The organism is Paenibacillus jilunlii (assembly GCF_900102965.1).
Classification (GTDB): Bacteria; Bacillota; Bacilli; order Paenibacillales; family Paenibacillaceae; genus Paenibacillus_AQ; species Paenibacillus_AQ jilunlii.
In genome coordinates this window covers 462,159-477,902 of record NZ_FNGM01000001.1, presented here as the reverse complement: position 1 = coordinate 477,902, position 15,744 = coordinate 462,159, and the positions used below count along the sequence as shown (strand labels likewise).

The following is a 15,744-nucleotide window of genomic DNA, read 5'->3' as shown; positions in this document are numbered from 1 at the left end:
CCGAAATCAAAGGTATTTCTACCTCTCATTTCGCCATATGGCCTGCCTGCACCGAAATCAAAGGTATTTTTACCTCTCATTTCGCCATATGGCCTATCTGCGCCGAAATCAAAGGTATCTTCACCTCTTATTTTCTCATGTGGCCTGTCTGCAACTGCTTCCTAAAGGTGTGTGCCAGCGCTTCCTACCGAAACATTCCATTCTCCGCACTGCACAGAGACCTTCTGCTCGAATACAGCATAAATTGACCTCCCATCTGACAGAAAAAAGGTGTACCAACGCAAAAATACCGGTGAAAAATCCACCGGTATCTAAAGACAATTTTTGAAACACATATGTAAAAAAAAATATGGTTTACTTGCGTTAACTATAAAATTAATATAGCACGGAAATGTCAAGATAGCAAGCATTTTTATGAAAAATGGAGCAATTTCATGTGATAGCCCCTCCAGTACCACTCGGGTGGAACTACGAACGGATGAATGCCATTTTATCTCAGCTGCCCGTAAATGTTATGATCTTCTGCACGAAGGAGGTGCACCAGATGCAAATTGTACTCAAAGATATCCGTAAAACCTTTAAGGTGTATAAACGGCCCGAAGGAAAATGGGGGCTGCTGAAGGGGGCCTTTATGCGCAATGTGACGCAAGTGGAAGCGCTGGCTGGAATCGGCTTTGAGATTGCCGAAGGCGAGCTTGTCGGATACATCGGGCCCAACGGTGCCGGCAAATCCACTACGGTCAAGGTGATGAGCGGCATCCTCACACCCGACAATGGCGAATGCACCATTATGGGCAAGGTTCCCTGGAAGAATCGTGTGGAGCATGTCTCCAAGATCGGCGTTGTGTTCGGGCAGCGGTCCCAGCTGTGGTGGGATGTGCCGGTGGCGGACTCTTTTGACGTGCTGAAGGATATTTACGCGATACCCACCGGGGATTATAAAACAAGACTTGCTGAGCTAACGGCAACGCTTGGAGTGGAAGCGCTTTTAAAGACACCTGTCAGACAGCTGTCACTGGGGCAGCGGATGCGCTGCGAGCTGGTAGCCGCTCTTCTGCACCGGCCCAAAATACTCTTCCTGGATGAGCCGACCATCGGGCTTGATGCTGTATCCAAGCTTGCGCTGCGGAACTTTTTAAAAGAAGAAAACCGCAAATACGGGGTAACCATGGTCTTAACCACCCATGATATGGACGACATTGAAGCGCTCTGCGAGCGGGTGATGGTCATCGGGCATGGACAGCTGCTGTATGACGGACGGCTTGGCGGCCTGCAGGAGAAATATGCTCCCGAGGTAATTACGAAGGTAAATACGGATGCCATGATTGCTGCCATGTATAATGACCTGTCACTGGTTTAAGCGGATGCTCACAAAACTTAAGATTATGCACCCGAAGCTCACAAAACTTGTAGGAGGTGTGAAATGAATTTCCGGAGTACCTGCAAGGCCTGCATTTCCCTCTTCCGCATAAGAATGGCCGAAGGATTGCAGTATCGCGTTTCCGCCATATCCGGCGTGTTCGTCAGCGTGTTCTGGGGACTGCTGGAATGTGTGCTGTTCACCGTGTTTTATACATACAGCGATAACGGCGCCTGGAATAACAACGGGCTTGCTTTACCGCAAACCATATCCTATGTGTGGCTCGCCCAAGGGCTGTTTGTGCTGCAAACGATGAGCATTGACAGTGAGATTATGGGTAAAATCAACAACGGCGATGTCGGAGTCGAGCTGTGCCGCCCTCTCAATCTGTACACACACTGGTTCGTCAAAAGCTCGGCAGGCAAGCTGGGCACCGCCTGGCTCCGCAGCCTTGCCACAATCCTGGCCGGTCTTCTGATGCCTGCGGGCTACGCACTCGGTGCCCCGGCTTCCGCTCTTGGCTTTGCCTGTTTTCTGCTGTCTGCCGGGATGGCCTTTGTGCTGTGCTCCTCTTTTGCCATGTTCGTGACGGCGATACGGTTGAACATCACCTGGGGCGACGGGCCTACGTATATGCTGCTGCTGTTCAGCGGAATCCTGTCAGGCACTTATCTTCCGCTCCGTCTCTGGCCTGACTTCATGCAGACCTTTCTCTATCTCCAGCCGTTTGGCGGGTTTGCGGATATCCCGGTTCAGCTGTATATCGGCAGTCTGACGCCATCCGCTGCCCTGCCTGCAATTGGCCTGCAGTTCTTTTGGAGTATCGTCTTTATCGCTGCCGGACGAACCATCATGAACCATAAACTCAAAAATATTATCGTACAGGGAGGGTGAACGGAAGGATGATCGCTGAAGGCAAAATCTATTTCAAATACTTGCGGATGCATCTGCTGTCGGGCATGGAATACAAAGGCTGGTGGCTGATGCTGATACAGGTGCTTGTCGTGGTCATCTCAGACCCGATTGCGACCGTGCTGCTCTTCTCCCGCTTTGGCAATATCGGGGAATGGACGGTGGCCCATATTATTCTGGTCTATGCGCTGGCGGTGGCTTCCTTTGGGCTGGCGGAGAGCCTGTGCCGCGGCTTCGATTATTTCCCGTGGCAGATGCTGCGCTCCGGCGACTTCGACAGGCTGCTGCTCCGCCCCCGCTCCCTGTTCGTCCAGGTGGCGGCCTCGCGGTTTCATCTGCACCGTCTGGTCCGGCCGGTTACGGGGATCTGTGCCGTGGGCTGGGCACTTTCGGAGCTTGGCGTTTCCCTTACTCCGGGGAAGCTTCTAATCCTCGTCCTGGCGCTGGCGGGAGGCTGCATCATGTACTGCGGGGTATTTGTGCTTACCTCGGGGCTTGCGTTCTTTACCATCAAAGGCCTGGACTGGATCTATCTCCTGACCAATGCCAGCTACCAGATCACCCGCTGTCCCGAGCCTTATATGCCAAGAGCACTAAAAAGCATGTTCAGCTTTGTGCTGCCCATGCTTTTTATCAGCTTCTACCCTGCGGCTGCGGTATGCGGCTGGAATTATCCGCAGTGGCTGGGATACCTCGCCCTTCCGGCGGGTGCGGCATTCCTGTGCTTTTCGCTGCTGGTCTGGTGTTTTGGAGTGAGACATTATAAGAGCACGGGAAGCTGATTCTCGATGGTGGGCTGTCCACCATTACTGCTGAAATATCGGGCCATTGCAGCAGCAAGAGTGCGGGGACCGCAAGCTGCCCTCAATGCGAGCTCAGATGCTTGCGGTATCCCTCCACCTTTTCTTCCCGGTAGCCCATCGCCTCATAAAAAATATGCGCTTCCTTCCGCTTCTCCCCGGAGACGAACATGATGTAATAACAGTCTCTTTCGTGAGCGATGGCCTCCAGGGCAGCTATAAGCTTTTTGCCGAGGCCCTGGCGCCGTGAGCGGGAAGAAACGACCACATTCTCGATGACCATAAACGGACGGCACTCGCCAACAAGATCCTGGCATACAATGCCCATCATCGAGCCCAGCAGTTCCCCGTCTACAAAAGCGCCTAACAGTATGTACCGGCTGTCTGCCTGAATTGTGCGAAAGGTTGCCTCGAGCTTCTGCGGGTTCGTAGGATGACCGATCAGTTCATCGTAGAGCTTGTTCAATGCGCCTAGTGATTCGTACTCAATTTCCTTAATAGTGACCATTTGCAGTTATCCCGCTTTCCGTTGTTTTATTATTCCTTTTCATAGATATATAGCTGCCCATTTTGCGGATGAATCATCCCTTGATCGCTGCACAGACATCTGTTCCATTCATAATCGGTCACCGCATAATCAGTATGCAGAAGTTCCGCTTGTTCGTATTCCAATATCCATTTGCTGAACTGCTCTGCTGACATCCAAAATGGTCCAGAAGGAGGCTTGACTTTGAAATGCCTGATAAGTCCAATTTGCATAAGCACTACGCCCGCCTTTTTAGTAAAAAATAGTGTATTTCCCCCAGCTTATCCGCTCCTTCGTATGTACTATTCCGAAACTTGATCACCATATTCCCGCAGTACAGCCTCCACCCGCGCATCCACTGTCATATCCCCTTCCAACCTCAGCACAGGGCACTGTAACCGTGACATCCATTCCTCATGCAGCACCCGGCTTCTGACTTCAGGACCCGCTGTATCATATAAAGCCGCCCACTCCATAAAAGTCTGCACCTCTTGAAACTTGCTGCCGCCAGGCAGACTGTCCGCACCATAACGCTCATATTCCCTCATTCTCAGGCGTTCAAGCCGGATTTCCGGCGGAATCCACAGAAATACCACCAGATCAAAACGAGGGCGCAGCCCGTCACCCCATCCGCAGACCGCACCGGACAATATGTAGGGCTCTTGCTGGTCCAGATCACGTTGGATCGTGCGCAGCCTTTCTGTAAGCTCTGTCTGTTGAGTATATTTATGTTCCCAGAAATAATCGTCGCTGTCCAAATGCACATGCGGCAGACGTTCAGCCAAAGACCTGCCCAGCGTACTGGTTCCCGCTCCCGAAGCCCCCATAATATGAATTCTGCTGTACATGTACCCTCCTATAATGAGCTAATTTCAGCTAATTGTATTAATAACACAAATAGTAATTTATAGTGTCTAACTCAGTATGCTTATTTTTAAAAAAAGATACAGCGACACTTCTCGCTGTACCCTTTTGCCGGCCTATAACGATGTTGCCATCTTGGAGTTAACCTGTCTTACTCCGAAATGTCAGGCGGAAGCCTGCGTGCCATACCTGTTGCGATTGCGGCCCGGATGACCGCCTCCCGTACGCCTTCAACCACTTTCTCATTAAAAATACTCGGGATGATATACTGCTCATTGAGCTCGTCCGGATGAACCACCGAAGCAATCGCCTGGGCCGCAGCCAGCTTCATCTCCAGATTCACCACCTTGGCCCTGCAATCCAGTGCCCCGCGGAAAATCCCCGGAAAACAAAGCACATTATTGATCTGATTCGGATAATCGCTTCTTCCGGTAGCCACGACCCGGGCATAAGACTCGGCCAGCTCCGGTTCGATCTCGGGAATCGGGTTCGCCATGGCAAAGACGATGTTATCCTCCGCCATACTTTTCAGATGATCCACGCTCAGGATGCCTCCACTGGATACCCCAATGAATACATCCGCCCCCTGCATCGCCTCCGTCAGCCCTCCGGTCAGCCCCTCGGGATTGGTGGCTTCGGCAAGCCAGCTCCACTCGGCATTGTCATACGTCTGGCCCTTGTGCAGAATGCCCGCCCGGTCAACCGCATACAGCTTCCGTGCCCCCGCCGCCAGCAGCAGACGGCAGATCGAAACACCCGCTGCCCCGATGCCTACTACGACGATCCGGCAATCCTCTACCCTTTTCCCGACCACCTTCAGCGCATTCAAAAGACCGGCCAATGCTACAACCGCCGTCCCATGCTGATCGTCATGAAACACCGGAATATCCAATTCAGCGGACAGCCGCCGCTCAATCTCGAAGCAGCGCGGAGAGCTGATGTCTTCCAGGTTAATACCGCCAAACCCGGCAGTAACCGCTTTCACGACACGGATAATTTCTTCGGGATCTTTGGTATCCAGGCACAACGGAAAAGCATCGATATCTGCCAATTGCTTGAACAGCATCGCCTTCCCCTCCATCACCGGCATCGCCGCTTCCGGTCCGATATCGCCCAGCCCCAGCACTGCTGTGCCGTCGGTGACGACAGCTACCGTGTTTCTTTTCATCGTAAGGGAATAGGCTCTGCCCGGGTCCTCAGCAATCGCCATGCAGACACGCGCCACACCCGGCGTATAGACCAGTGACAGATCCTCCCGGTTCTTGATCGGCATCTTGGGGGTAATCTCGATTTTGCCGCCGATATGGGCGAGAAAGGTCCGGTCTGATATATTGATGACCTTAATCCCCGGCATGTCTGTAAGCACCGTAATAATCTCTTCATTCGCGGCATCCTGCACATTGACCGTAATATCCCGTGTAGTTACATCCTTGCCTGCGCGAATCACGTCAATGGCCACGATATCGCCACCGACCGCAGCCAGTCTCGACGCCACATCCCCAAAAGTCGCAACTGACTTGCGGATTTCCAGCCGGATAATCATCGTTGTCGCAATCGACATAGAGCTAGCCTCCTTTTTCTGACCAATCTATGTCCAATATACTACAGTTCACATTTTATACATAATATTATCTGGCTTGCAGCACACAAAAAATGAATACCACCAATTGCAGTTTCGCTTAAACTTACCGTCCCGGCAATGCTTTGCACGCTCCATGTATGCAGAAAACCCATCAAAGCCTTTTACACCCTCAGCACCCTCAGCACCGCCTCATAGCACGATTCCTTATATGCAGTATGTAGCGCGTCGTCGTCTTTCATCAGCCACTGGATCAGGCAGCCGTCAATGATCGCACGGATAACTGGGGCTGTAGTGTCCGGGACTAGTTCCTTGGCAAAAATCCCTTCCTTCTGGCCCAGTGTCAGCACCTCCGTGCTGATCCGTGCGCAGTTGTCATAGAAACGCTGATTAATCTCCCGGTACACCGGAATCCGGCTGGCTCTGGCCAGGAAATCCAGATATACACGGTAAAAGGAACGGTTCTTCGCAGGTCCGGGGAATGCGGAATCAATGTAAGCCCTAAGCTTGCCTGCTGCTGTCTGCTGCTCCTGCACCGCTGCCTGCTCTTTGGCGGATATTTTTGCGGTCAGCCATTCCAGCAGCTCCACCAGAACCGCTTCCTTGTTGTCAAAATAATAATGCACAACCCCTTTGCTGACTTCAGCATGATCGGCGATGGTCTGCAGGGTTATGGAATCGTACCCCAGCTCGGACAACGCCTGAAAGGCAGCGGATAAAATCTGTTTGCGTTTCTCTTCCGATTTCTTGTAGCGTACCATAGGACCTCCACGATTTAGGGAATAATGTATATTATATCATAGAAAATAAAAAGTTGACCGGTCAGAATAAATATTATATAACTGATTTACATTACAGCTCGTCAAAAGGAGAGACCCTGCATGACAGAAACCTTTGAAGCATTGGTTGTGGACAAAGGGGAGAGCTTTTCCGTAGCGGTACAGCCGCTTTCGCTGGAGAAATTGCCTGCCGGAGAAGTATTGATCCGTGTTGCTTATTCCAGTGTGAACTATAAAGACGGACTCGCAAGTATCCCGAACGGGAATATCGTACGGAGTTATCCGTTTATCCCTGGTGTTGATTTGTCGGGAACGGTTGTTTATTCCGCAGACCCGCGTTTCCAGGAAGGACAGTCAGTTATCGCCACCGGCTATGGCATCGGCGTCACCCATTACGGCGGCTTCAGCGGGTATGCGCGCATCCCTGCCGAATGGGTCATGCCGCTGCCGGCAGGCCTTACCCTGCGGGAAGCGATGATCTACGGTACAGCCGGTTATACCGCTGCCATGTCCATCCAGGCACTGGAGGCTCACGGTACAGCGCCGGATAAGGGCAAAGTGCTGGTCACCGGCGCAACCGGCGGGGTCGGCGGATCGGCAGTAGCCATGCTTGCCAAGAAAGGCTATCAAGTCACAGCAAGTACAGGCCGGGCAGATGCAGCAGACTATCTGAAGACGCTGGGAGCAGCCGAAATCATCTCGCGTGAAGAGGTCAGCGGGGGTTCCGGCAAGCCGCTCGACAAGCAGCTGTGGCAGGCGGCGGTTGATTCGGTCGGCGGTGCCCCGCTTGCCGCAGTGCTCAGCTCAATCGCTTACGGCGGCTCTGTTGCCGCCAGCGGCTTAACCGCCGGAACAGCGGTGCCGGCGACGGTTCTGCCTTTTATCCTGCGCGGTGTTAGTCTGCTGGGAATCGATACCGTCGCTTGTCCGATGGAGCAGCGCATTCAGATATGGAACCGGATGGCCTCTGATCTGAAGCCGGAACAACTGGATGCGCTTGTTGACCGTGAGATCACTCTAACCGGGCTGCCCGCAGCCCTGGAGGATATTCTCAAATCGAATACACGGGGCCGCGTATTAGTCCGCTTGTCTTAAACAACGAAGCCACCCGCCGGGAGCAACCTGCGGGTGGCTGTTTTTTGGGGCAATTTATATTCTGCATCACCAGATATAAAACCAGCGCGACAATAAGTACGGTAATAGCCACGATTACTGCCATCACCGAAAATAAGGCAGTCGTATATACCCCGGTCTGGTCTGCAATGGATTTATCCGCATCGGTTACAGATTGGATCAAATCCCCATGCCTCGCCTGCACTTACGCATAAACCCCTAACGTTAGTTCGAAGCCCGAGGTTTGGCCCAGATTAATATCAAGCAGAATCAATGACGGCTCATGCTCCTGCAAAAAGCGCTCACACTCCTCTGCACCCGTAACATAAGCCGAGCGGACCTCGAACATATTAAAATACTCGCAGGTTGTTTCTGCCAGTATGACCTCGTCATCCACAATTAAGCAATCATATTTCATCCGATCCATTCTCCGTTGTTCTGTGATTTAGAAGCAGCAGCCCCTCCCATAAGATACCATAAAAGCATCAGGCACAGTAAAAAAACCCGTCTATTTGACGGGTCCCAGGCAGGCATAAGAGTCCGACGGCTTTTCAGTTAAAGCTTAGGTTCACACATTCCCGGCCGGGCCCGCCGCGGTCTGCAGGCCCGGATAAGGCTGAACATAAGGCTGGCCGTGGTACTGCTGGACATAGGGCTGGCCGTAATAGCCGTGCACCGGCGCAGGCTGATAACCAAAGGGCTGAAGCGGTTGCGGAGCCTGCGGATAAGTATACGGAGCCATATTGTTGGCATGAGCCGCATTTGCTCCCTCCGCCTTGCCGGGTTCGCAGCAGTCTGCAGGCGGTCCAATGAAGGTACCCGGCTTCACCGGCGCCAGTGTGTCTTTTACTTTGGCTTCATTGAGACAGTAGGTGTGGGCAAGCACATTCGCCGGGGTAATCGTCAGAAGATCGGAGCCCAGAATAACCTCTGGAACAGGGGCATTGAAGATGGCCAGCAGATGGGTACAATCGACTGTAGCGACTTCATAATGCCACCAGCCCTGGGGCACATTGGCTACCTGGCCTGGTGTAACGGGAAAATGCAGCAGCTCGTTCGTAAACGGATTAATCAGCGAGACGACGGCAGCCCCGGAGATACAATAGATGAGCTCAGCGGCATTCTGGTGGTAATGCGGTTCCACCACGTTTGAGCGGCTGAGAAAAATATCAAGGAGGGATGTATTCTCCAGTGTATTAAGCTCTTTGATCGACAGGGTATTGATATAATTGCAATCATCCTTCTTAAACGTTGTGTTTGAATTCACATCAAAGCTAAATTGTGTAGTGGGTGATTTGTAATCCATGTATGAAGTCACCTGAACGCCTTCCTTTCCAGCAATCCGTTTTTTTACTGTTCCTGCGTTAGAATATGTATCCGCCCAGGCCCATGTGAATATTATTTCTGTTACAGCAAAAAGGCATCTTCCTCAGCGGAAGATGCCTTAATTCACTCATCTGCTATTACTGTCCGGTTCCTGCCCATGCCTTTGGCCGTATACATGGCACGGTCCGCCTGCTGCAGCAGCTCCTCCAGAGAATTGCCATGGCTCGGATAATGGGCAATTCCCTGGGAGGAAGTCACTTTAACCGCCAGAGGTACTTCAGAGGCTTCCAGCGTTTTGCGGATTCGTTCCGCAACGGTATAGGCATCCGAAGCTTTGGTTCGCGGAAGAAGCACAACGAACTCCTCTCCGCCATACCGGCAGCAGACATCCCCCGGACGTATGCTCATTTTCAATATGTCTGCAACCTGCTTCAGAACCTCATCTCCTGCCAGGTGGCCGTAGGTGTCATTTACAAATTTGAATTTATCGACATCCAGCACAATCACAGAGAACGAAAACTGCGCGGCAATCCACTGGTTCATGGTGAGCTCAAGGGATCTGCGGTTGGCCAGGCCCGTCAGAAGATCCGTCATGGCTGCCTGGGTGAGCTGGTCTGTATGCTTCTGGATATTACTCCAGGCTATGGTGACCGCTTTGGTCAAGAGGTCCGCCTCCCGGTTCCAGTGCGGCTTCAGTTCAGGCAGCTCTGATTTCCCCTTGCCCACTCTGCTCATCAGATCAGCAAGCATAACAAAAGGCTGGGCTAATTGATGGGCCAGGAGAACAGCAAGAAGCAGCAGAATCGCAAAGGGAATCAACGTATAAGCAAGAGTGGTACGGATTTGGCTCCATAGCTCCTCCTGAATGAAGCTCACAGGGGAAACCATTACAATTCCCCATCCATTGGCCTGAACACTGGAATAGCCCGCCAGCATCTGGACGCCTCTTAGGTTCATTGCCTCTCTCTGCCCGCTGTTGCCCTTCATCAATTCCCGGACAACTTCATTGCCGCTAATGTCTTCATTAATCCGTTCTTTGTCGGGATGAAACAGCAGATGCCCGCTGGAGCTGACGATATAATAATACGAACCGGAAGCATCAATATCATCCGTGTTTCCAAAAATCATATTTAGGATATTGTTATCCTGCAGGTAGATCGTGCCGCCCAGCTGCCCAAGATAATGCTTATCCGGGGCATATACCGGTTCGCTCATAAAAACGATCATTCTGCCCGTCGAAAGAGCAGTGTATGGCTCAGAGAGATATGGGCTTTTAAGACGAAGCGCTTCTACCGCCCAGGGGGACTTAACCGGCTTGCCTTCCATTCCAAGCGTTGCCGGTGAGGTATTGCGGACAATTCCATCTGCCCCTACCAGAAGAATTGAATTAAAATAAGTGCTGCTCTTGCGCATCAATTCAAGGTAATCATCCACTTCCCCGGGCGGCAGCTCATCGAGCCTGGACAGCTTGTCCGCGCTGTATGCCATACTGCTGCGCATGGAACGGAACAGCGAATCCATTGTCCGGCTCATACGGTCGGCATTGGCCTGATTCAAATTCAGGGTCGTTTCTATCAGCGACTTTTTTTTCGAATGATATGAAGCGGTGAGCAGGATCGTTGAAGTCAGCAGAACCACCAGTGTGACCAGACCGATCAGCAGTAGGGTTAGACTGAGTTTCTTCTGTGGTCTTTGTCCTGCTCCTCCCAGTCTGGGCATTCCTTAACCTCCTTGTAATGCGGGCGGCAGCTGCCGACAGGTTTATCTTTGTTTAATTATACGATTGGACAACAGAGTCCACCAGCAGTTTTTTCTTCCAGATCAGTGGTGCACGATACTAAGGGCTCCCATAAAAACAGATGAAAAGAGCAAGCGGCGGGAAGAAATCTCCCGAATCCGCTTGCTCTTGTCAGTTCTCCCGGAATTGCCAGCCGCTCCGTTGAATCAAAAAGGTGATCTAAGCAAGATGATAGCGGCTATGACAATTGTAGCTCTGGATCGCCATGTCCAGAGTCATCGTTCAGCATCAGGATGATGATGAACCTATAATATTTTCACATTAAAACACGCTGCGTACCAATCCGCCATCTGCACGCAATGCCGCCCCATTGATGGCAGCGGACAGTGGACTGCTCAGAAAGGCTACAAACTCGGCAATCTCCCCGGGCCGGATCAATCTTTCATAGGATTGCAGCATCTTTTCCACCCCTTCGGTCAGGGTAGAGCCGGGAAGTACAGTATTTACAGTCACCTTCGTTCCGCCGGTCAGCTCAGCCAAGCTCCGTGAGACAGACATCTGCTGTATGAACCCCCGGTTCAAGAATCGCATAAATCTCCTCAAGATTGCCTACTGTATAATCCGGCGGCTGCCCTGCATACTTCCAGGCTGATCCCGTCCGGTTGATCCAGCAGCTGCGGATTCCCGCTCTGGCCGCTCCCAGCACATCCGAGGCGGAATCTCCTATATGCAGTATTTCTCCGGGCTGCACGCCGTAGTATGCGATAACCTCTGCGAACATCCGGTTCAACCCGTCATTTTTGTAGCTGCCGTAATCTTCTGAAGTAAACAGCTTGATGGGATACTCCTTATAGAAATCCGGCAGCATCAGAGTATCCGTGTCGCTGACAATGCATACCTGATACGCTTCAGAGATCTTCTGCAGGAATGGACCGGTGTCTGCATAGAGGTCGGACAGCCGATGTTCGGCAAAGAGAATGTCCACAGCCTCATGGCAATCAAAGTTCAGCCTATGCTCCTGGAAGACCTTCTCAAAGCCGCTGCGGTATATTTCCTGACTGGTGCAAAAGCTCCCGGCATCACGAATGGCTGCTGCTTTCGCAAAATAATGGTTTAATAGGGCTTGACCCAGCTCCAAAGCCCGCGCTTCGCTAAAATCCTGCTGCAGAATCGCCTTCCAGATACGGTTCCTCCGGCCTTCAATGTTCACCAGAGTCTGAAACATATCCAAGCTGATTACTCGGTAAGGGTTCAATGGAATTCGCTCCTTGGCATATATTTGCTCACACATTAAACCGTGCCGTCACGAACACAGCTGGAGAGCAATAGATCGTTACTCGCCTAACAGCTTAATGAAATTCGCCGGCAGATTAAATTGCTGATTGTTGATAATGATCCTGCGAAGCTCCACATCGGTATCGTCGCCCTGGGCATCCTTGATCTCCTTAATTTCACGGTGCAGGCGCTCCATCTGCAGATCCAGCTCATACGCCTTGTCGGCGGCATTCTTCAATTCCCGGGTCAGATGCTCAGGAACGGACTGGCTGTATTTATAAAAGATTTTATGCTCCAGACTGGCCCAGAAGTCCATAGCAATGGTGCGGATCTGCACCTCTACACAGACATGCTCCTGGCAGTCGGACAAAAACACCGGAACCTCGACCAGCAGATGCAGGCTCTGATAGCCGTTCGGCTTGGGATTCTTGATGTAATCCTTCACGCCCAGCACCTTCAGATCATCCTGCTTCTGCAGCATGGCGCTGACCTGGTAAATGTCGGAGATAAAAGAGCAGGTAATCCGTAAGCCGGCGATATCTTTAATACTGGCTTTGATTGCAGGCAGCGATACCTCGCTGTTCTTGCGCAGCATTTTGTTCATAATGCTCTCAGGGGATTTGATCCGTGATTTCGTATGCTCGATTGGGCTGTAGTCATGGAGCATCTGGAATTCCTGCTTCAGGATTTCGATTTTGGTCTCGATTTCCTCCAATGCAAATTTATAAATCATCATAAAACGGGTCAATTCATATTTAAGCTGCTTGAATTTCTCGATCTGATCTTGGGTGTTCATACTCATTTCTCCTATCTTAATCTTTCATTCATCATAGCCAATCTATTAGACGAATTCAAATTTCCGGCATACAAAAAGGCTACCCCGAATGTCCGTTTTGCAACGAATGGGATAACCTTATGCCTGATCTCATGTTTTCTTAATTTACATAATGATTTCTTCAACCGACAGGCTGCGCTCACGAGAGAGGTCTTTGAACACATTATCGACTTTCACCAGCGGCCTGAACATATCCAGCGGGTTATTCATCACAATCGTCCCGATTTCCCCATTGGAGAGTTGAACGCTTTTGCCTACAAAACCCGGCAGCAGATGTCCGGTAAGTGCTTGTACCACTGTTCCGTTCAGCTTGCCAAAGCCCATTTCATGCACCTTGCGCAGTACAGCAACCAACCCCTGCTTCGGCTGGTTCAGCCGGGAGGTGGTCAATCCCATGTAAATATTAGCCACCGTGACAATTTCCGTGTACGGATGGATCTCGCTCTTAAGGATCTGGTTCGGATAACCGGTTCCATCCTCAAATTCATGATGCTGCAGCGCCACAAGTGCCGTCTTCTCATCCATCTTCGAACCGCGGATAATCTCATATCCGAAGGTTGTATGCCGTTTCAGTTCTTCCTCTTCAGCAGGTGTCAGGATTCCGGCTTTGTTCAAGATGGACAACGGCACTTGGCTTTTACCGATATCATGCAGATAGCCTGCACGGCTGATCTGGTACCGTTCCTCTTTGGAATGGCCCATCCAGGCAGCGATATAATACGACAGCAGGCCGACCTGCAGTGAATGGTGATATGTATCAATGTCATCACGTTCCAGCAGCAGCAGCAAAGATACGACATCTTTCTGCGCATCCAGCGTTTCCATCAGCGGCTGCAGCGTATCATCCACCATGGATTGGGTGAACGTACCTTGGGCCAATGCCTCCAGAAAGATCGATTCGTAATTCTGGATCGCATGGTCGAAGTTGTCATTCAGACTGTGGCCAACGCTGCTGCCATCGTCATGACTTGCGGTGCGCGGCTCAATATCCACGTATTCGATCTTGTGCCGGAGCAGGATGGTGATTTCCTCACGCTGAACTACCGTTCTCTTGGGAAGAACGTGCAGACCCACACTATTGAAAGTGTCTGTCAGAAGACAGTCGCCGTGTTTAAGATCAGTGACATGAACTTTCAAGTCTCAGCACCCCTTTTTATGTATAAGCTTAATTTGATCATAGCCTAAAATCCTCAAGAGCCACAATATGGTTAAAGTCACGTTCCGGGGCCCGGACTAGGTATATTGAATCCCCGACTTAAGCCTCTTCTACATCCATTTCACAAATCTTTTGTAGGTCAGCTTGACTCTATTTTCTTCTGCCCAGCGGATCAGCTCTTTCATCGCCTGCTCACGGTCACCGATAAAACGGAAGCTCAGGCGGACCGGGACAATTCTTTTGCCTATAGGCTTAATGCCCACAACGGGTCCGTCGATTTGGATCGATTGGATGCTCTGGGCGGCGATGGTTTTGCCACGGATTTGCAGTGAACCGGCCCCCCACTTGATTTCCGCTGGCGGCCGCAGCGCATTCACGATTAAATACACTAAAAGGAGCCCGCATAATACCAGCCAGCCTATCATTAAATAATCCGCTGTAGAATAAGACCGAAACCGATTGTGGGAAGCTGTGTTCAGCATCCAGGATTGCATTGCAATAAGAAAAACAAACGACAGCATAGTGCGTAAGCTGAGGGGAGTCTTAATTCTGGATACAGGTAATTGGTCCTGCATAGGATGATTCCTTTCACGAATCGGAATGATGGAGCAGTATACTTGAGCAGGTTATGTCGCTATAATCTATATAAAAAAACCGGGAGGATACCAAACAATGTATGAGCATCTTGTTGTTTTTAGATTTAATGAGCAATATAAGCCCGGCACCGGAGAGCAGCTGGTGCAGACGCTTCTGGCGCTGAAGGATTCCATTCCGGGGATTGTCGGGCTTACGGCAGGTGTGAACGAGACGGAGGAAACGGAGAACATCCATGGATATACGCTGGGGCTTCGCGTGACCTTCAGCGATCAGGAAGCCCTGCGCAAGTATGGACCCCATCCGGCACATCAACATTTTGTGGGGTTGCTTGAGGGGATTATTGAGAATGTCGTAGTTGTGGATTACCCTATTTTTTAGAACAGATCATTGACATCCATCAGAACTTTGCCGATGAGCTTATCCTTGGCTACAAATGGAGTGTTCCATAGATGGGCGTCAAAGCTTGTGTTGCGGTTATCACCCAGAAAAAAGTAATGGTCTGCGGGGACCGTGACCGGCCCGAACGTGTAGTTCATCTTCTCCTGGAGGTACGGCTCATCGACCTGTTCGCCATTTCTATACAAGGCCCCGTCCTTTATCTCCAGGGTATCTCCCGGCAGCCCCATGAGGCGTTTGACATATTTCTTCTGCTCATCGCCAGGCACCGGCGGATTGAACACTACGATATCGCCATGCTTCAGCGAGGTCAGCCAGAGCATTTTCTCCACAACCAGCCGGTCGTTGATTTGGATTGTCGGAATCATGGAGCCGGTTGGGACCCGCATGGCTTCAGCCACATATGTACGGATAAACAAAGACAAAATAATACCGATAGCTATGCTCGGCACCCACTGCTTCAGAAATTTTTTCATTTCACTGCCACC

The 15,744-nt window shown here is 51.2% G+C and carries 19 protein-coding genes and 1 pseudogene; 6 read left to right on the top strand and 14 right to left on the bottom strand.

Annotated features, from left to right (window positions below):
- The 4 genes from BLQ82_RS32310 to BLQ82_RS02215 all read left to right on the top strand — a co-directional run.
- A partial coding sequence (locus tag BLQ82_RS32310; protein WP_208861941.1) for a hypothetical protein occupies positions 1-248 on the top strand: 248 nt, incomplete at its 5' end.
- A 296-nt stretch (positions 249-544) separates the two neighbouring features.
- Positions 545-1,360 carry an ABC transporter ATP-binding protein gene (locus BLQ82_RS02225; protein ID WP_244280671.1) on the top strand — a complete coding sequence of 272 codons (816 nt, stop codon included), beginning with the start codon at positions 545-547 and terminating at the stop codon, positions 1,358-1,360.
- Positions 1,361-1,423: 63 nt separating this feature from the next.
- Positions 1,424-2,254, top strand: coding sequence for an ABC transporter permease (locus BLQ82_RS02220; protein ID WP_062520596.1), 831 nt, complete (start codon positions 1,424-1,426; stop codon positions 2,252-2,254).
- Positions 2,251-3,054: an ABC transporter permease gene (locus BLQ82_RS02215; protein WP_143013328.1), complete on the top strand. Its 804-nt coding sequence runs from the start codon at positions 2,251-2,253 to the stop codon at positions 3,052-3,054. Before BLQ82_RS02220 ends, BLQ82_RS02215 begins: the two co-directional genes overlap by 4 nt.
- Positions 3,055-3,136: 82 nt before the next feature.
- On the opposite strand, the gene BLQ82_RS02210 is transcribed toward BLQ82_RS02215, so the two are convergent.
- From BLQ82_RS02210 to BLQ82_RS02190, 5 genes are all read right to left on the bottom strand, one after another.
- The gene (locus BLQ82_RS02210; protein ID WP_062520592.1) at positions 3,137-3,580 is read right to left on the bottom strand and encodes a GNAT family N-acetyltransferase; all 444 of its coding nucleotides are present in this window, start codon (positions 3,578-3,580) and stop codon (positions 3,137-3,139) included.
- A 29-nt stretch (positions 3,581-3,609) separates the two neighbouring features.
- Complete coding sequence (locus BLQ82_RS02205; RefSeq protein ID WP_062520590.1) at positions 3,610-3,831, bottom strand: hypothetical protein; 222 nt, start codon at positions 3,829-3,831, stop codon at positions 3,610-3,612.
- Positions 3,832-3,900: 69 nt separating this feature from the next.
- Positions 3,901-4,446 carry an AAA family ATPase gene (locus BLQ82_RS02200; protein ID WP_062520588.1) on the bottom strand — a complete coding sequence of 182 codons (546 nt, stop codon included), beginning with the start codon at positions 4,444-4,446 and terminating at the stop codon, positions 3,901-3,903.
- Between the two features lie 167 nt (positions 4,447-4,613).
- Positions 4,614-6,023 carry an NAD-dependent malic enzyme gene (locus BLQ82_RS02195; RefSeq protein ID WP_062520585.1) on the bottom strand — a complete coding sequence of 470 codons (1,410 nt, stop codon included), beginning with the start codon at positions 6,021-6,023 and terminating at the stop codon, positions 4,614-4,616.
- A 182-nt stretch (positions 6,024-6,205) separates the two neighbouring features.
- Positions 6,206-6,802, bottom strand: coding sequence for a TetR/AcrR family transcriptional regulator (locus BLQ82_RS02190; protein WP_062520583.1), 597 nt, complete (start codon positions 6,800-6,802; stop codon positions 6,206-6,208).
- Positions 6,803-6,922: 120 nt separating this feature from the next.
- Between BLQ82_RS02190 and BLQ82_RS02185 the strand changes: the two genes are divergently transcribed.
- Complete coding sequence (locus BLQ82_RS02185) at positions 6,923-7,915, top strand: acrylyl-CoA reductase family protein (protein ID WP_062520581.1); 993 nt, start codon at positions 6,923-6,925, stop codon at positions 7,913-7,915.
- A 223-nt stretch (positions 7,916-8,138) separates the two neighbouring features.
- Here BLQ82_RS02185 and BLQ82_RS02180 read toward each other — a convergent pair whose 3' ends face one another.
- The 8 genes and pseudogenes from BLQ82_RS02180 to BLQ82_RS02145 form a co-directional block, all read right to left on the bottom strand.
- Positions 8,139-8,351: a response regulator gene (locus tag BLQ82_RS02180; protein WP_062520580.1), complete on the bottom strand. Its 213-nt coding sequence runs from the start codon at positions 8,349-8,351 to the stop codon at positions 8,139-8,141.
- Positions 8,352-8,501: 150 nt separating this feature from the next.
- Entirely contained in the window at positions 8,502-9,239 is a 738-nt protein-coding gene (locus tag BLQ82_RS02175) for a cupin domain-containing protein (protein WP_074647655.1), read from the bottom strand.
- Positions 9,240-9,382: 143 nt separating this feature from the next.
- Positions 9,383-10,978 carry a sensor domain-containing diguanylate cyclase gene (locus tag BLQ82_RS02170; protein ID WP_062520578.1) on the bottom strand — a complete coding sequence of 532 codons (1,596 nt, stop codon included), beginning with the start codon at positions 10,976-10,978 and terminating at the stop codon, positions 9,383-9,385.
- A gap of 340 nt (positions 10,979-11,318) precedes the next feature.
- Positions 11,319-11,558 (bottom strand): annotated as a pseudogene (locus BLQ82_RS02165) (SDR family oxidoreductase); the annotation flags it as partial.
- On the bottom strand, positions 11,530-12,288 hold the full coding sequence (locus BLQ82_RS02160) for an HAD family hydrolase (protein WP_143013327.1): 759 nt from the start codon (positions 12,286-12,288) through the stop codon (positions 11,530-11,532). The gene BLQ82_RS02160 and the pseudogene BLQ82_RS02165, both read right to left, overlap by 29 nt.
- A gap of 42 nt (positions 12,289-12,330) precedes the next feature.
- Positions 12,331-13,068 (bottom strand): GTP pyrophosphokinase, encoded by a 738-nt coding sequence (locus BLQ82_RS02155; RefSeq protein WP_062520572.1) that lies wholly within the window; start codon positions 13,066-13,068, stop codon positions 12,331-12,333.
- 144 nt (positions 13,069-13,212) lie between these two features.
- Positions 13,213-14,244 carry an HD-GYP domain-containing protein gene (locus tag BLQ82_RS02150; RefSeq protein ID WP_062520569.1) on the bottom strand — a complete coding sequence of 344 codons (1,032 nt, stop codon included), beginning with the start codon at positions 14,242-14,244 and terminating at the stop codon, positions 13,213-13,215.
- Positions 14,245-14,373: 129 nt separating this feature from the next.
- Positions 14,374-14,688, bottom strand: a complete 315-nt coding sequence (locus BLQ82_RS02145) for a hypothetical protein (protein WP_143013326.1) — start codon at positions 14,686-14,688, stop codon at positions 14,374-14,376.
- A 247-nt stretch (positions 14,689-14,935) separates the two neighbouring features.
- Between BLQ82_RS02145 and BLQ82_RS02140 the strand changes: the two genes are divergently transcribed.
- Positions 14,936-15,238, top strand: a complete 303-nt coding sequence (locus BLQ82_RS02140) for a Dabb family protein (protein WP_062520566.1) — start codon at positions 14,936-14,938, stop codon at positions 15,236-15,238.
- Here BLQ82_RS02140 and lepB read toward each other — a convergent pair.
- A complete protein-coding gene (lepB, locus tag BLQ82_RS02135) occupies positions 15,235-15,732 on the bottom strand; it encodes a signal peptidase I (RefSeq protein ID WP_062520564.1) in 498 nt (165 codons plus the stop codon). The two genes, BLQ82_RS02140 and lepB, sit on opposite strands and share 4 nt — an antisense overlap.
- Positions 15,733-15,744: the final 12 nt, after the last annotated feature.

What these genes read in the sequence shown, in the direction of transcription:
- BLQ82_RS02185 (WP_062520581.1), top strand. Translation starts at nt 6,923, where the DNA reads ATGACAGAAACCTTTGAAGCATTGGTTGTGGACAAAGGGGAGAGCTTT.
- BLQ82_RS02180 (WP_062520580.1), bottom strand. Translation starts at nt 8,351, where the DNA reads ATGAAATATGATTGCTTAATTGTGGATGACGAGGTCATACTGGCAGAA.
- BLQ82_RS02195 (WP_062520585.1), bottom strand. Translation starts at nt 6,023, where the DNA reads ATGTCGATTGCGACAACGATGATTATCCGGCTGGAAATCCGCAAGTCA.
- BLQ82_RS02140 (WP_062520566.1), top strand. Translation starts at nt 14,936, where the DNA reads ATGTATGAGCATCTTGTTGTTTTTAGATTTAATGAGCAATATAAGCCC.
- BLQ82_RS02170 (WP_062520578.1), bottom strand. Translation starts at nt 10,978, where the DNA reads ATGCCCAGACTGGGAGGAGCAGGACAAAGACCACAGAAGAAACTCAGT.
- BLQ82_RS02210 (WP_062520592.1), bottom strand. Translation starts at nt 3,580, where the DNA reads ATGGTCACTATTAAGGAAATTGAGTACGAATCACTAGGCGCATTGAAC.
- BLQ82_RS02225 (WP_244280671.1), top strand. Translation starts at nt 545, where the DNA reads ATGCAAATTGTACTCAAAGATATCCGTAAAACCTTTAAGGTGTATAAA.
- BLQ82_RS02190 (WP_062520583.1), bottom strand. Translation starts at nt 6,802, where the DNA reads ATGGTACGCTACAAGAAATCGGAAGAGAAACGCAAACAGATTTTATCC.
- BLQ82_RS02205 (WP_062520590.1), bottom strand. Translation starts at nt 3,831, where the DNA reads ATGCAAATTGGACTTATCAGGCATTTCAAAGTCAAGCCTCCTTCTGGA.
- BLQ82_RS02200 (WP_062520588.1), bottom strand. Translation starts at nt 4,446, where the DNA reads ATGTACAGCAGAATTCATATTATGGGGGCTTCGGGAGCGGGAACCAGT.
- BLQ82_RS02220 (WP_062520596.1), top strand. Translation starts at nt 1,424, where the DNA reads ATGAATTTCCGGAGTACCTGCAAGGCCTGCATTTCCCTCTTCCGCATA.
- BLQ82_RS02145 (WP_143013326.1), bottom strand. Translation starts at nt 14,688, where the DNA reads ATGATAGGCTGGCTGGTATTATGCGGGCTCCTTTTAGTGTATTTAATC.
- lepB (WP_062520564.1), bottom strand. Translation starts at nt 15,732, where the DNA reads ATGAAAAAATTTCTGAAGCAGTGGGTGCCGAGCATAGCTATCGGTATT.
- BLQ82_RS02155 (WP_062520572.1), bottom strand. Translation starts at nt 13,068, where the DNA reads ATGAACACCCAAGATCAGATCGAGAAATTCAAGCAGCTTAAATATGAA.
- BLQ82_RS02160 (WP_143013327.1), bottom strand. Translation starts at nt 12,288, where the DNA reads ATGTGTGAGCAAATATATGCCAAGGAGCGAATTCCATTGAACCCTTAC.
- BLQ82_RS02175 (WP_074647655.1), bottom strand. Translation starts at nt 9,239, where the DNA reads ATGGATTACAAATCACCCACTACACAATTTAGCTTTGATGTGAATTCA.